11 protein-coding genes are annotated in these 14,887 nt (G+C 69.0%); 8 read left to right on the top strand and 3 right to left on the bottom strand.

The features are described 5' to 3' along the window. Positions 1 to 42: 42 nt before the first annotated feature. The 3 genes from paoA to paoC are packed head-to-tail and all read left to right on the top strand — an operon-like array spanning position 43 to position 3,844. The gene (gene paoA, locus ASE75_RS14380) at positions 43 to 681 is read left to right on the top strand and encodes an aldehyde dehydrogenase iron-sulfur subunit PaoA (protein ID WP_055934808.1); all 639 of its coding nucleotides are present in this window, start codon (positions 43 to 45) and stop codon (positions 679 to 681) included. Further along, complete coding sequence (locus ASE75_RS14375; RefSeq protein WP_055934805.1) at positions 678 to 1,631, top strand: FAD binding domain-containing protein; 954 nt, start codon at positions 678 to 680, stop codon at positions 1,629 to 1,631. Before paoA ends, ASE75_RS14375 begins: the two co-directional genes overlap by 4 nt. Then, positions 1,628 to 3,844 carry an aldehyde oxidoreductase molybdenum-binding subunit PaoC gene (gene paoC / locus ASE75_RS14370; protein ID WP_055934801.1) on the top strand — a complete coding sequence of 739 codons (2,217 nt, stop codon included), beginning with the start codon at positions 1,628 to 1,630 and terminating at the stop codon, positions 3,842 to 3,844. The genes ASE75_RS14375 and paoC overlap by 4 nt, the downstream gene beginning before the upstream one ends. A 167-nt stretch (positions 3,845 to 4,011) precedes the next feature. Here paoC and ASE75_RS14365 read toward each other — a convergent pair whose 3' ends face one another. Both ASE75_RS14365 and ASE75_RS14360 read right to left on the bottom strand, forming a co-directional pair. Then, positions 4,012 to 5,613 carry a GH39 family glycosyl hydrolase gene (locus ASE75_RS14365; protein ID WP_235512810.1) on the bottom strand — a complete coding sequence of 534 codons (1,602 nt, stop codon included), beginning with the start codon at positions 5,611 to 5,613 and terminating at the stop codon, positions 4,012 to 4,014. 87 nt (positions 5,614 to 5,700) lie between these two features. Next, a complete protein-coding gene (locus ASE75_RS14360; RefSeq protein WP_055934799.1) occupies positions 5,701 to 6,159 on the bottom strand; it encodes a hypothetical protein in 459 nt (152 codons plus the stop codon). A 219-nt stretch (positions 6,160 to 6,378) separates the two neighbouring features. On the opposite strand from ASE75_RS14360, the gene ASE75_RS14355 reads away from it, so the two are divergent. Together ASE75_RS14355 and ASE75_RS14350 are read left to right on the top strand one after the other, a co-directional pair. Beyond that, positions 6,379 to 6,792, top strand: a complete 414-nt coding sequence (locus ASE75_RS14355) for a YbaN family protein (protein WP_235512808.1) — start codon at positions 6,379 to 6,381, stop codon at positions 6,790 to 6,792. A 58-nt stretch (positions 6,793 to 6,850) separates the two neighbouring features. After that, entirely contained in the window at positions 6,851 to 7,942 is a 1,092-nt protein-coding gene (locus ASE75_RS14350; protein WP_055934797.1) for an AI-2E family transporter, read from the top strand. Between the two features lie 27 nt (positions 7,943 to 7,969). On the opposite strand, the gene ASE75_RS14345 is transcribed toward ASE75_RS14350, so the two are convergent. Continuing rightward, positions 7,970 to 12,646, bottom strand: a complete 4,677-nt coding sequence (locus ASE75_RS14345) for a DUF3320 domain-containing protein (RefSeq protein ID WP_082464010.1) — start codon at positions 12,644 to 12,646, stop codon at positions 7,970 to 7,972. 216 nt (positions 12,647 to 12,862) lie between these two features. Between ASE75_RS14345 and ruvA the strand changes: the two genes are divergently transcribed. Genes ruvA through ruvB form a run of 3 tightly spaced genes read left to right on the top strand, consistent with a single transcriptional unit; the run spans position 12,863 to position 14,873 of the window. Then, positions 12,863 to 13,459: a Holliday junction branch migration protein RuvA gene (ruvA, locus tag ASE75_RS14340; protein WP_055934796.1), complete on the top strand. Its 597-nt coding sequence runs from the start codon at positions 12,863 to 12,865 to the stop codon at positions 13,457 to 13,459. After that, positions 13,459 to 13,845 (top strand): hypothetical protein, encoded by a 387-nt coding sequence (locus ASE75_RS14335; protein WP_055934794.1) that lies wholly within the window; start codon positions 13,459 to 13,461, stop codon positions 13,843 to 13,845. The genes ruvA and ASE75_RS14335 overlap by 1 nt, the downstream gene beginning before the upstream one ends. Next, complete coding sequence (gene ruvB, locus ASE75_RS14330) at positions 13,842 to 14,873, top strand: Holliday junction branch migration DNA helicase RuvB (RefSeq protein ID WP_055934792.1); 1,032 nt, start codon at positions 13,842 to 13,844, stop codon at positions 14,871 to 14,873. Before ASE75_RS14335 ends, ruvB begins: the two co-directional genes overlap by 4 nt. Positions 14,874 to 14,887: the final 14 nt, after the last annotated feature.

The following is a 14,887-nucleotide window of genomic DNA, read 5'->3' as shown; positions in this document are numbered from 1 at the left end:
GCATGTCCCGTCCCGATGGCCCCAAGGAAAGTAGCGCGCGCAATGTCGAAACCATCCGAACTGGACCTGTCACGCCGCGGCGTGCTGGTCGCAACGGCCGCCACCGCGGCGGTCGCCGCGGCACCCGCCGCCAGTGCCCAGACCTCCGCGCCGATGACCCGCGATCCCGCACCGGTGCCGGTGTCGTTCACGGTCAACGGCAAGGCGCACACCCTGACGCTCGACACCCGCACCACGCTGCTCGATTCGCTGCGGGAGCATCTGCATCTGACGGGGACGAAAAAGGGCTGCGACCATGGCCAGTGCGGCGCGTGCACCGTGCTGGTCGATGGCGTGCGGATCAATTCCTGCCTGTCGCTGGCGGTGATGCACGAAGGCGATTCGATCACCACGATCGAGGGGCTGGGCACGCCCGACAAGCTGCACCCGATGCAGGCGGCGTTCGTCAAGCATGACGGGTATCAGTGCGGCTATTGCACGCCGGGCCAGATCTGTTCGGCGGTGGCGACGCTGGACGAGATCAAGCGCGGCATCCCCAGCCATGTATCGGCCAGCCTGACCGATCGCCCGATGGCGACGGGCGCGGAAATGCGCGAGCGGATGAGCGGCAACATCTGCCGGTGCGGTGCCTATTCCAACATCGCCGACGCCATGACCGAAGTTGCAGGAGGCGACGCATGAAGGCCTTTACCTACGAGCGCGCGACCTCGGCCGCCGATGCGGCGCGCAAGGCGGCATCGGTTCAGGGTACGCGCTTCATCGCCGGCGGCACCAACCTGCTCGATCTGATGAAGCTGGAGATCGAGACGCCGGCGCATCTGATCGACGTCAACGGCCTTGGCTTTGACAAGATCGAGGCGACGCAGGGTGGCGGCCTCCGCATCGGTGCGCTGGTCAGCAACACCGACCTTGCCGCCGACATGCGCGTACGGAAAGATTACGGCGTGCTCAGCCGCGCGCTGCTTGCCGGGGCCAGCGGCCAGTTGCGGAACAAGGCGACCACCGCCGGCAACCTGCTGCAACGGACGCGCTGCCCCTATTTCTACGACACCAACCAGGCCTGCAACAAGCGCAAGCCCGGATCCGGTTGCGCCGCGATCGGCGGCTACAGCCGTCAGCTGGCAATCGTCGGCGCAAGTGACGCGTGCATCGCCACGCACCCGTCCGACATGGCGATCGCGATGCGCGTGCTGGACGCGAGCGTCGAGACGGTGAAGGCCGACGGCACCACGCGCGCGATCCCGATCGCCGATTTCCATCGGCTGCCCGGCGACACGCCGCACATCGACACGAATCTGTCGGCAGGCGAAGTCGTGACCGCGGTCACGCTGCCCAAGCCGGTAGGCGGCACGCATATTTATGAAAAGGTGCGTGACCGCGCATCCTATGCCTTTGCGCTGATCTCGGTCGCGGCGGTGGTGCAGAAGGACGGGACCGGCCGGGTCGCGGTTGGCGGCGTCGCGCCCAAGCCGTGGCGGGTCGATGCGGCCGATGCCGCGATGCCGAAGGGAGCGAAGGCGGTCGCCGGCCAGTTGCTGGCGGGCGCGAAGCCGACCCCTGACAACGCCTACAAGGTGCCGCTCGTCGAGCGCACGTTGGCGGCGGTTCTGATGCAAGCGAGGGCAGCATGAAGTTCACCACACCCGCGGGCAGGAACCCGATCGACAATCTGACGGTCGTCGGCAAGCCGCTGGACCGGATCGACGGTCGCGCCAAGACCACCGGCACCGCGCCCTATGCCTATGAACATCACCGCGAGGTGCCGAACGCGGCCTATGGCCATGTCATCGGCGCGTCGATTGCCAAGGGGCGGATCGGGTCGATGGATCTGGCCCGCGCCAAGGCGGCACCGGGCGTCATCGCGATCGTGACCGCGCAGGACGCGGGAAAGCTGGGCAAGGGCAAGTACAACACCGCCAAATTGCTCGGCGGACCCGAAATCGACCATTATCATCAGGCGGTTGCCGTCGTCGTCGCCGAGACGTTCGAACAGGCGCGCGCCGCAGCGGCGCTGGTCAAGATCGATTATGTCAGGGCCAAGGGCGCGTTCGACCTGGAGGATGCGCTGAAAACCGCGCCGCTGACCGGGGCCACGGACAAGGACAGCGCGACCCCGGGGGAGGACCGCGTCGGCAATTTCGAGCAGGCCTTTGCCAGTGCGCCGGTCACGCTGGACGCGCGCTATACGACGCCGGATCACAGCCACGCGATGATGGAACCGTTCGCGTCGGTCGCGGCGTGGAATGGCGACGAGCTGTCGGTGTGGACGTCGAACCAGATGATCGACTGGGGTCGTACCGATCTGGCCACGACGCTGGGCATGCCCAAGGAAAAGATCCGCTTCATGTCGCCCTATGTCGGCGGCGGATTTGGCGGCAAGCTGTTCCTGCGGACCGATGCACTGATGGCGGCGCTGGCCGCGCGGGCGGTGAAGCGGCCGGTGAAGGTCGCGCTGGCGCGGCCGTTCCTGATGAACAATGCGACGCATCGCCCGGCCACGCGGCAGCGGATCCGCATCGGTGCGACGAAGGACGGCACGATCACGGCAATCGCGCACGAAAGCGGATCGGGCGATTTGCCCGGCGGCGGACCCGAGGCGGCCACCACGCAGACCAAGTTGCTGTACGCCGGTGCCAACCGGCTGACGTCGATGCGGCTGGCAGTGCTCGACCTGCCCGAGGGCAATGCGATGCGCGCACCTGGCGAGGCACCGGGCATGATGGCGCTGGAAGTCGCGATGGATGAAATGGCCGAGAAGCTGGGCATGGATCCGATCGCCTTCCGCGTGAAGAACGACACGCAGGTCGACCCGGAAAACCCCAAGCGGCGTTTCTCGCAGCGCCAGCTGATCCGCTGCATGACCGAGGGCGCGGACCGGTTCGGCTGGACGAAACGCAATCCGAAGCCAGCCAAGGTCACCGACGGGCGCTGGCTGGTCGGGATGGGTATGGCCGCGGCCTTCCGCAACCACGTCAACATGCCGTCGGGTGCGCGGGTCCGGCTTGGGCGTGACGGCATCGTCACGGTCGAAACCGACATGACCGATATCGGCACCGGCAGCTACACGATCCTGGCACAGACCGCGGCCGAGATGATGGGCCTGCCGATCGAGCGGATCGTGGTGAAGCTGGGCGATTCCAGCTTTCCGGTGTCGGCCGGGTCGGGTGGCCAGTTCGGTGCGCCCAATTCGACCAGCGGCGTCTTTGCGGCCTGCGTCAAACTGCGCGAGGCGGTGGCGCAGCGGCTTGGATTCAATTCGGCGGATGTCGAGTTTGCGGGCGGCAAGGTCCGCAGCGGCAATCGTTCCGCCGATCTGGCCGAGGCGGCGAGCGGTGGCGAGCTGAGCGCCGAGGACACGATCGAGTTCGGCGACATGGACAAGACGTATCAGCAGTCGACGTTCGGCGCGCATTTCGTCGAGGTCGGCGTCGATCGCTTCACCGGTGTCATGCGGGTGCGCCGGATGCTGGCGGTGGCGGCGGCGGGCCGGATCATCAACCCGAAATCGGCGCGCAGCCAGATGATCGGCGCGATGACCATGGGCGTCGGCGGCGCGTTGATGGAGGAACTGGCCGTCGACAAGCGGTTCGGCTTCTTCGTGAACCACGACCTTGCGGGGTACGAAGTGCCGGTCCACGCCGACGTGCCGCATCAGGAGGTCATCTTCCTCGACGAGGTCGATCCGACCGCATCGCCGATGAAGGCCAAGGGGATCGGTGAGCTGGGCCTGTGCGGCGTCGGTGCGGCGGTCGCCAACGCGGTATACAACGCCACTGGCGTCCGCGTGCGCGAATATCCGATCACGCTCGACAAGCACCTCGATCGGCTGCCGGCGGTCGCGTAACCCGCGCGGTCCCCGCATGGTCTGGCGGACTGCGTCGAGGCTTTTCGGGGACCGTCATCTGTCGACGCCATCTCCGTTCCTCCGCGAAGGCGAGGGAACGGAGATGTGATTTCGACGGATCGCAACGACGAACCTGAATTGACGACCCGTACGCCCCGCCACCGCGATCAGCGCGGACGCAACTCGACCATCACCACGTCATGGTCGCGCATCGGCAGGGTGACGCGTGCGTGGCAGTCTGCCCCGACGCGTATGGCCGTGACGACGGGGATATCGGCGCTCAGCGTCTGCAACTGGCGTAGCTGCGCGGGCGACAGGCTCGCCGGCCGGCCCATGTCGAGATAGGCGCTATAGGCGTCATTCTGGCGGAATCCGGTGCGGCGCAGCGTCATCTGGTATGCGCCGGGTTTCAGGCCCGCGAGACGCAGGTCGATCGGCGCAGCCGCCGCCGGTGGCCGCACCCTGGTGAAGAACGGGCGGTTGCTGACAGGCTGGTCGGGCAGGACGTCGCGCCACGCGAGCAACTGGACTGTCGTGCCCTGTATCGCGGCGATGCTCTGGTCGTCGCCGGTCGGCAGTTCGCGATCCCCCAGATCAGCCAGATACTTATACGCGAACCAGGACGCCTTGCGGATCCCCTGCGGCGTCATCAGGCCGAACCCGCCGTCGAACGGCCGGGTCTGCGGACCCGGCTCCTCAAACAGGTCGCTGAACGTCCAGTAGCTCATGCCCTGCGCCAGCCCCTCGGTCCGACGCAGTTTAGACAGGATATAGGCGGCGCTGAGATAATCGTCGTGAATCGGGTCGCGCGGATTGTAGCTGGTGCTCCATTCGGTGAAGAACAGCGGCAGCGTCCCCCGGCCCGCCGCGACCATCTCCGCACGGACCTTGCGCACGTCTTTTACGACCGCGTCCGGATCGCGCGACAGCTTGTTGTCGCCTTCGCCCTTCTCGTCGAGGAACCCGCCCTCCACGCCATAGGTGTGGGTCGCGATGAAATCGACGGGCAGGGCGTTTGCCTTGGCATAGGCCAGAAATGCCGGCACCCAGTCGGCCCCGGCGGTGGCCGGCCCGCCGACGCGCAGGGCCGGGTCGATCGCCTTGATCGCGCGCACGGTGCGGGCGTAATAGTCGAAATAGGCCTTCTGGTCGGCACCCTCCCAGAAGCCGGCGAGATTGGGTTCGTTCCAGAACTCGAAATACCAGTTGCGGACTTCCGTCGCGCCGTAGCGCGCGACCGCGTGCCGGACTAAGGCATCGACCAGCGCGGTCCATTCGGCGGGCTGCGGATGCGAGGTGTTGCCCTTCCAGTAGAAGATCGTCTGGTCCGACTGTTTGATCGCATCCGGCGTGAAGCCAAGTTCGACAAAGGGCTTCAGTCCCATACCGAGCAGCCGGTCGTACAACGCATCGACTTTGCGCCAGTCATAGACGATCCGGCCATCGACCCGGCGGACGGTGCCAAGCTGGTCGGCGAAGATGTTGTGGAAGCGGATGTAGCGGAATCGCAATTCCTTCTGCACCGTGCGCAACTGGGCCAGGCTGTCCTCGCGCAACAGCGTACCGGGAAAGTCGGAGCCGATCGCCATCTGCGCCATCCGGTCGCGTGGGCGGCCGGGGCCGCCGGCATCGACGATGATCGTGCGGGCGGCTGGCGCGGTAGTCTGGGCGGTAGCTTGCACGGCGGTCTGGGCGGTGGCGGGTGCAGGCATCGCAGCCGCCATGCCGATCGACGCGGCGGCCCAGACCATGATGTTCCATTGCGCCACGCCACACTCTCCCAACCCCGGCGCACCTGTCGGCGGTGCTGCGATTGCGTCCAGAGTAGCGCTACCATCAGTGGTTGGCGAGGGCGGTTATCGCATGTCCCGATGACCACGAACGATCGCGGCGGCACCGGACAGGACCACGGCATCCTCGATGAAGCCGGTGGCGGTCTGCCCGTGCCGCGCCATCGCACCGGTCCGCAGCCGCCAGCCCGGATAGGCGGCGGCGATGGCGGTGGCACCACCGATCGCCGCGCCAAGCCAGCGGTGCCGGCGCGGGCTGAGTGCGGCCCCGGCGATGGCCGAGGTGAGGAACCGCCCGGCAAGGCCGATCGCGACAATCCGGTCGGGGGCGGTCTTCTGCTTGTCGCCGGCCATTTCGCCGATCGCCAGCGCGACCGCCCCGGCGGCGACCAGCGGATGGGCAAGGACCGCCGGCGCGCCGGTGTCGGCGGGCAATTCGCCGCGCGTGGCCGCCACCGCGACGGTCGCCAGCGGCGTCATCGCGCGCTGACCACCGACAAGACCCATCAGGAACGCGGCAAGCATGGTGAAACTCCTGTCATCGACTGCATTACGCGCAACGCGCGACGCTGTCCTTTGGTTCGCCGGGCGGCGGCGGCTGTCTTGGCACGGCAGATGCCGTGTTGCGGTCGCATTCCACCGCGAATTGGCGCATCAACCGGCCGATGATGTCCGCCCGAGCCTTGCCGAACCACGCCCATGATCGGCGGAACCGTCGATCGACGGTCCGGCGCGAGACGGCGCGTGCCTGACGACCGCATCGGCTGGCGGCGGCATGGCTGGCGCGCGCTGGGGCTGGCGTGCGTTGCGCTGGGCATCATCGGCGCGGTGCTGCCGCTGATGCCGACCACGATCTTCCTGATCCTGGCGGCAGGCTGTTTCGCGCGGTCGTCGCCCGCGCTGGAGCGGCGGTTGCTGGACCATCCCCGGTTCGGGCCGCTGATCCTGGGGTGGCGGCGTGAGCGCGTGATCCCGGTCCGGGCCAAGATCATGGCGTGCACCGGCATGGCGTTCGGCCTCGCGTTGCTGGCATGGCGGACCTGGCCGCGCGTGTGGCCGATCGCCGGTGGCGGCGTCGTCATCGGCCTGTGCGCGGCCTATGTGCTGATGCAGCGGTCGACGCCGGGCCGGGACGGCGATATCCGGGCCGGACCATGACTTTCGCGATTCACCCGTTGCGCACCATCCGGTGCCTTTACGACAAGGCAGAACGACCATGACCATCGCGCGGACCCGTGTCGAAAATGGCGGCCTTATCCTGTTCCTGGCCGCGATCACCGTCGCGCTGACGCTGGTCGTCTCCAGCTTCATCGGCGCGCTGCTGTGGGCGCTGCTGGCGGCGTTGCTGTTCCAGCCGCTGTACCAGCGCCTGCTGACGCGGTGGCCCGGCCGGCGCAATACCGCGGCGGCGGTGACCCTGCTCATCATCACCGTGGCGGTCGTCATTCCGGGCGTCGTCATCGCCAGCCTTGTCGTCGATCAGGCGGCGGGCGTGTACGGCCAGATGCGCAGCGGACAGGTCAACTTCGCCGCCTATTTCCAGCAGATGCACGATGCCCTGCCGCGCCGGATCCAGCGCCTGCTCGACGGGTCGGGCTATGACACGTTCGACCAGGTGCAGGCGCGCGTGACGCAGATCGTCAGCAATTCGGTAAGCACGATCGCGCAGCAGGCCTTCACCATCGGCGCGAACGCGGCGGCGTTCCTGCTGGCGTTCGGCGTCGGGCTGTACGTCACCTTCTTCCTGCTGCGCGACGGCGACCGGATCGGGCCGGCGGTGGTGCGCGCGCTGCCGTTGCGGCAGGACATCGCCAAACGGCTGGCCGACAAGTTCAACGCGGTGGTGCGTGCGACGATCAAGGGGTCGGGGCTGGTCGCGCTGGCGCAGGGCGCGCTGGGGGCGGTCACCTTCTGGATCGTCGGGCTGCCGGCCGCCTTGCTGTGGGGCATGTTGATGGCGATCGCCGCGCTGTTGCCCGCGGTCGGCCCGGCGATCATCTGGGCACCGGTGGCGGTCTATCTGCTGGCGACCGGCGCGATCTGGCAGGCGGCGGTCGTCGTCGGCGCGGGCGTGATGGTCATCGGCCTGGCCGACAACATCCTGCGGCCGATCCTGGTCGGGCGCGATTCGGGGATCCCCGACTGGATGGTGCTGGTGACGACGCTGGGCGGCATCAATCTGGTCGGCCTCAGCGGTATCGTCGTCGGGCCGCTGGCCGGCGCGCTGTTCCTGACCGGCTGGCAGATCCTGACCGAGGAGCGCACCGCGCCGGGTGACGCGGTGTCCGACGACCGCGCCACCGATTAACCGCGCGACCGACTGGCCACGCGACCGTCAGCCGGCCAGCCCGCTTCCGATCCGCGCCTGCAGGTCCGCGCGGACCCGGCGAAAGCCCATCAGCCGGGCGGCGGTGCGGATCAGGTCGTCGTCGCTGCCGCCCGCATTGTCGGCGCGCGCGATGGCCAGCGCGGCGCGGATCTCCAGGTCGGACAGCGCATCCGCCTTCACGGTCGCGCCCGTCTCCGCCGACCGGTCGCGCACCGGCGGATTTATGCCTTGCGCAGGCGTGAACCAGAAGTCGCCGTCCTTTTGCAGGTCGGTCGCGGCCAGCGCCTCCTGCGTCGCAACCAGCACGCGCCGGCCCGCCTTGTCGCGGCCGAAACTGGCGGCGATCCGGCGGGCGATTTCCTCGACATGGACCGGACCCTCGACTTCGACGATCGCACGGGCCAGTGCGGCCAGTTCCGCCACGGCGACCATGTGGGGTTCGGCGTCGGTGTCGACCGTGAAGTCGGCGCGGACATAGGCCGGCATGACCCGCACCGGAGCCTCGGGCATCACCACCAGATGCGCGGGCGGCGGCGCGTCGGTCGTCCCGCCCCGCCGCGCATTGGCCCCGTCCAGCGTCACGCCGTGCGCGGTGGCAGTGCGCGCCTCGGCCAGGGCTGCCTGCAACCGCGCGATCTCGGCCGCGCGGTCATGGAACCAGTCGGTGCTCCAGATCCGGTGGAAGCGCCAGCCGAGATGCTCCAGCACATCCTGCCGCAACCGGTCGCGCTCGCGCGCCCACAGCGCCGAGTGATAGGTCGCGCCGTCGCATTCGACCGCCAGCACATAGGTGCCTGGCGTGTCGGGATGGCGTATGCCCAGGTCGATGCGGAACCCGGCCGAGCCGACCTGCGGATCGGCCAGATAGCCAAGGCTGCGGATCACGTCGGCGACATCCTCCTCGAACGGGGAATCGGCGGCGCGGCCGGTGACGGTCGCTTCCTCGATCCGCCCCGACTGCGCGTAATCGAGGAACCGTTTCAGGATACGCGGCCCCTCCCGCGCGACGCGGGCGATGTCGATGTCGCCCGGATCGAACGAGGCGAACACCTCGCAGCGCAGTCGGGCGCGGGTGAACAGCACGTTCAGCCGCCGCTCGCCGCCCTCGCTGTTGACGGGGCCGAAGGTCATGCTGGTCAGCCGCCCGCCGGGGATGGTCGGGCCGTAGCCCACACTCACCAGGATGACGTCGCGTTCGTCGCCCTGCACGTTTTCGATGTTCTTGACGAACACGTCCTCCGACTGTCCCTCGCGCAGGAAGGCGTCGAGCGCGGTATCGGTGCGGCGGGCATAGTCCAGCAGTTCGGTGATGGTGTTGCGCTGCGCCGACGAGAAGGTGACGATGCCCAGCGACAGGTCGGGATGCGCACGGGCGTGTTCCGCGACCCGCGCGACGATCGCGTCGCCCTCCAGCCGGTTGTCGCGCTTGCCGCCCTTGTCGTACACGCCGTCGACGCGGGTGAAGATCAGGCCATAGGCGGGGTCGTGTTCCAGCGGGGAGGGCGGCAGGATCAGCGCGTCGCGGTAGAATTCGCGGTTCGACACGCGGATCAGTGACGGATCGCGCGACCGGTAATGCCATTGCAGCATCCGCGACGACAGGCCGCGCGCCTCGCACAGGGACAGGATGCTTTCGAGCGAACCGAGCGCCGCCGCACCGCCGAGCAGGTCCGGCGTGTCGCCGTCGTCCGGCGCATCGTCGGGATCGTCGTCGGCGACCAGACGGTCGAAGAAGGACGATGGCGGCAACTGCTTCTGGTCGCCGACCACGACGATCTGGTTCGCGCGGGCGACGGCACCCAGCGCATCCTCTGGCCGGACCTGGCTCGCCTCGTCGATGACCAGCAGGTCGAAGTCGAGCGCACCCGGGGTCAGATATTGCGCGACCGAGATCGGACTCATCAGCAGCACCGGCTTGATCCGCTGCAACGCCGCCGGCGCGCGCCGGAAAAGCTGGCGGATCGCCATGTGCGCGCGCTTCTTGCCGATCTCGCCGCGCACCACCGCCATCTCGCCCTGCGCGCCCTGCGGCACCTGTGCCAGATGCGTGGCGAGGATCGCGGTGACGTTATCGGCCAGCGCCGCGCGTTCAAGCTGCGCGAACCGGGCGGCGAGCGCATGGCGGTCGAGGTCGGCGAAGGTGGCAAGATCGGGCGATGCGGCGATCGCGTCGCGCCACAACCGTTCCGCGCGCGCGAAGGTCAGTTCGGTGACTGCCGCCTGTCCGTCGAACGTCCGCGCGCGCATCGCGTCCGTCAGTGCGGCCAGCCCGGCCTCGTCCAGCCGGCGTTCGATCCGGCGCAGGCGGGTCCACTCCGCGTAGCGATCGGTCTGGCGGGCCATCGTCGCCAGCCGGTCGGCGATCTGCGTGAGGTCAGTGCCGTCGATACCGCCATCGAACAGGCCGGGGTCGAGCATCAGCGTGGATATTGCCGTGTCGATCGACGTCCGTGCCGGTGGCAGCGTGCGGTCCAGCGCCGTGGCCATGGCCGCGCGCGCCGGATCGGCGGCGACCGCGATCACCCGGTCGGGATCGAGCGTCAGCGGCCCGGCGCGTACTTGCGCGGCCCAGTCGGCAATGGCCGCGATGCGCGCGAAATCGGTCCGTTCGCCGCGCCACGCGGCCCCAAGCGTCGCGGCCAGAAACGCCTCGTCCTCCCCCCATGCGCGTCGCAACCGCGCTACGTCGAGCAACCGGTCGACCAGCGCGAGCCGGTCGTCGGCGGTGCGCGGCAGGGCGTTCGGCAGCACCGATGCAAGCGCGCGCGACGCGGCGCGATAGGCCGATCCCCAGCGCGCGAAGAACGATCCGGTGCCACCGACGATCGGCGCGCGCCATGGCGCGGGATCGCTGTCGAACGCGGCATCGGCGAAGGTCGCCTGCTCGGCATCACGCAACGCGCGCCAGCGGCGCGCGGCGTCCAGTCCCTGCGCCAGTCGCGCCGGGTCGGCGGCGGTCAGCAGCGCGCGGATCAGGGCCGGGTCACCGTCCGGCCGATCGTCGAGCCGGGCGAGCATGTCCGCGACCGCTGGGGCGCTGGCAAACGCACGGGGCAGCGGCAGGCCGAACGCGGTCAGGGCTGCGTCGATCGCCGCGCGCAACGCGGACGCCTGCTCCGCCGCCTCAGCCAGCAGGCCGGCAAGCCGCGCCACCGCGACCGGTTGCAGGTGCAGCGCACCGACGCCCGCGAACGGATGCGCATCGACCGGTCCCGCGATGTCCAGCGCGGTGCCAAGCGCCAGCACCTGTTCGGTCAGCGTGTCGAGCGTCGCACGGCTCATCGTCGCCAGCGCCTCGGTCTCCAGCATCGGCGTCGGCGCGCCCGCACCGATATAGCGCGCCTGACGCCCCAGCACCGAAAACGGGGTTTCGCCGGTGTCGCCAATGGGTGCGTGCAACTGGCCTGCGATCGCGTTCAGCCGGTCGCGCACCTCGGTCAGTGCCACGGGCGCGCCGGGCATCGCCGGCACCATCTGCGCCGCGGCCAGCGTCCGCGCGACCTCCTCCAGTACCACCTTCTTGCTGGCGGTGCGCGAATGGAGTTCGAGGCAGATGTCGCGCAGGCCGGTCTTCACCAGCCGGTCGTGGACGACCGACAGCGCCGCCATCTTTTCCGCGACGAACAGCACCGTTTTTCCCTCGCGCGCGGCGGCGGCGATGATGTTGGTGATGGTCTGGCTCTTGCCGGTGCCGGGCGGTCCCTGCACCACCAGGTTGCGACCGGCGCGCACCTCCTCGATCACGCGCGCCTGGCTGGCATCGGCATCGACGACGTGGAACAGCCTGTCCGGCGGCAGCACGACGTCCAGCCGGTCGTCGGGCGCAAACAGCGGCGGTTCGGCGGCGAACCCGTCATACAGCAGCCCGCGTGTCAGGCCGTGTGCCTCCAGCGCGCCGTCGGGCCAGGCGTCCAGCGCAAGGTCGCGGTACATCAGCAGCTTGGCGAACGAGAAGAAGCCAAGCTGCATCGCATCGCGCTCGACGCGCCAGCCGGTGCGGTCGGCGACGACGCCCTCGACCTGCGCGAAATAGGCGCCCGGCGTCCAGCCATCGCCGACCTCAAGCGGCGGCAGGGCGATACCGAAATCGTCGGCCAGCCGCTGTTGCAGCGGCAGGTTGGTGATGAGATCCTCGTCACGCAATCGCAGGTCGTAGGTGGAGGTGCGCGCGTTGCGGACCAGCTCGACCGGCAGCAGCACGAGCGGTGCCTCGCGCGCCACGCGCGATGTCTTGTCCTCGAACCAGGTCAGGAACCCAAGCGCGAGGTAGAGAATGTTGATCCCCTGCTCCTCCTCCGCGGTCCGTGCCTCGCGTGCGATGCCCAGCAGCTTCCTGGCCAGCGCATCGGGGCCAAGGCGGGTTTCCAGCAGCAGGTCGGCCTGCCGTTCGGCGATGTCGGCGGTATCGGCGAACACGACCTCGGTCATCTGCGCCGGATCGCGCGGGCCATCATGCCCCAGCGCGCGGAACCGCATCGTCCGGCCCGCCGACAGGATCGACCAGACCGCGTCCGACCGTTCGTTGACGATCGCCACGACATTGCCGCGCACATTGTCGCGGTTGACATGGACCAGCCGGTTGCGGGTTCCGGTGTCGACGAGCCGCTTGCGGGTCGCGTCGAACAGGCGTTGCAGGTCGCCCCGCGGTTCGGTGGCGTCGGTCGGACTCTGGATTTTGGTCATGATGTGCTGTTCGGCCCGGTAGTGGCGATGGGTGGCGGACCGACGCGTTCGGTGCCCTGCCGGGCCGGTATCGGACAAAGCGGGAACGATGCCAAGCCTCCCCCTTTGATTCGCCGCGTGATTTCACGGCGTGATGCCGGTTGCAGGTCAGTCCATGGTCTTTGGCCCGTTTTCCCGGGATGACGCCGCTCCCGCTTTGTTCTACCGCTGTGCGCCATGATCGCGCATCTCAAAGGACGGCTGGACTCCACCGGCATCGACCATGCCGTCATCGACGTCGGCGGCGTCGGTTATCTGGTCGGCGCGTCGTCGCGCACGCTCGCCTCGCTGGGGCCGGTGGGTGAGGCCGCGATGCTGCATACCGAAATGCTGGTGGCGGAGGATTTCATACGGCTGGTCGGGTTCGCCAGTGCGGCCGAACGCGACTGGTTCCGGTTGTTGACCGGGGTGCAGGGCGTCGGCGCTCGAGTGGCGCTGGCTATCCTGTCGGCGCTGGAACCGGGGGATCTGTCGCGCGCGATCGCCGGCGGCGACAAGGCGATGGTCGCGCGGGCCAATGGCGTCGGGCCGAAACTGGCGCAAAGGATCGTGATGGAATTGAAGGACAAGGTCGGCGGCCTGCCCATTCCGGCGGATGGCCTGTCGTCGGTGCCGCTGGCCGGCGCGACGGCGGACGCGGTATCGGCGATGCTGAACCTGGGTTTCCGCCCGGCCGAGGCGGCGAGTGCGGTCGCTTCCGCCGACGAGGAACTGGGGTCGGGGGCCACGCTCGACGCGCTGGTCCGCCTCGCGCTGCGCAAGGCGGCGAAGTAATGGAACCGCTCAGCCGTCGCCGCTTCAAACTGGGGCTGGCCGCCGCCGCCGCGCTGGCCGTGATCCTGCTGGTCGAGGCGTTGATCCTGGGCCTGCCCGGTGGCGGGATCGCGATCCTGACGACGCCGCTGTCGCTGATGGTGCCGATCGTCCCTGCGTTGCTCATCGCCTTTGCCGCCAGCCGGCCGGTGTTCCGTTATCCGATGGTGGTGTTCAGCGTCGCCACCGCATTGTTCGCGGTATTCCTGGTCCGCGAGGGGTTTGCCGATCCGTCGCCGGCCGAGGCCGCGCGGCTGGCCTTTATCCCCGCCATCGAACTGCTGCTGTTCGTCGGCGTGCTGATCGGCTGCCTGCTGCTCAATTTGCTGTTCGGGCGGCGTACGTGACCGACGATCGCCTCGTCACCACCGCGCGCAAGAGCGAGGATATCGACGCCGCGCTGCGCCCCAAGAATCTCGACGACTTCGTCGGCCAGCGGGCGGCGCGCGAAAACCTGCGCATCTTCATCCAGGCGGCGAAGAATCGCGGCGACGCGCTCGACCATGTCCTGTTCTTCGGCCCGCCGGGGCTTGGCAAGACCACGCTGGCGCAGATCGTCGCGCGCGAGATGGGGGTGGGCTTTCGTGCGACGTCCGGCCCGGTCATCGCCAAGTCGGGCGACCTCGCCGCGCTGCTGACCAATCTGGAGGATGGCGACGTCCTGTTCATCGACGAGATTCACCGGTTGCAGCCGGCGGTCGAGGAGGTGCTGTATCCGGCGATGGAGGACCGCGCGCTCGACCTGATGATCGGCGAGGGGCCGTCCGCGCGCAGCGTCCGGATCGACCTGCCGCGCTTCACGCTGGTCGGCGCGACCACGCGGCAGGGGCTGTTGACGACGCCGCTTCGCGACCGCTTCGGCATCCCGGTGCGGCTGCAATTCTACACGGTCGAGGAACTGGAGCGGGTCGTGACGCGCGCCGCCGGGCTGCTCGGCCTTGCCATCGCGCCCGATGGCGCGGTCGAGATCGCGAGGCGGGCGCGGGGGACGCCGCGAATCGCCGGGCGGCTGCTGCGTCGGGTGCGCGATTTCGCCGATGTCGCGGGCCATGCGGTCGTCGACCGGGCGGCGGCGGATTCCGCGCTCAACCGGCTGGAGGTCGACGCGCTGGGGCTGGACGCGATGGACCGGCGCTATCTGACGATGATCGCCGATATCTATCGCGGCGGCCCGGTCGGCGTCGAGACGCTGGCGGCGGGCCTCAGCGAACCGCGCGACACGGTGGAGGAAGTGATCGAACCCTATCTGATCCAGATGGGGCTGATCGCCCGCACCGCGCGCGGCCGGATGCTGAACGCGGGCGGGTGGAAGCATCTGGGGCTGAACCCGCCGGCCGGATCGCAGGACGGGCTGTTCGACGGCGCGGTCAGCTAGGCGCGGGCCGCGCC

It is taken from the genome of Sphingomonas sp. Leaf17 (genome assembly GCF_001421505.1).
In the GTDB taxonomy this organism is placed as follows: Bacteria; Pseudomonadota; Alphaproteobacteria; order Sphingomonadales; family Sphingomonadaceae; genus Sphingomonas.
This window is presented reverse-complemented; position numbering and strand designations above follow the sequence as displayed.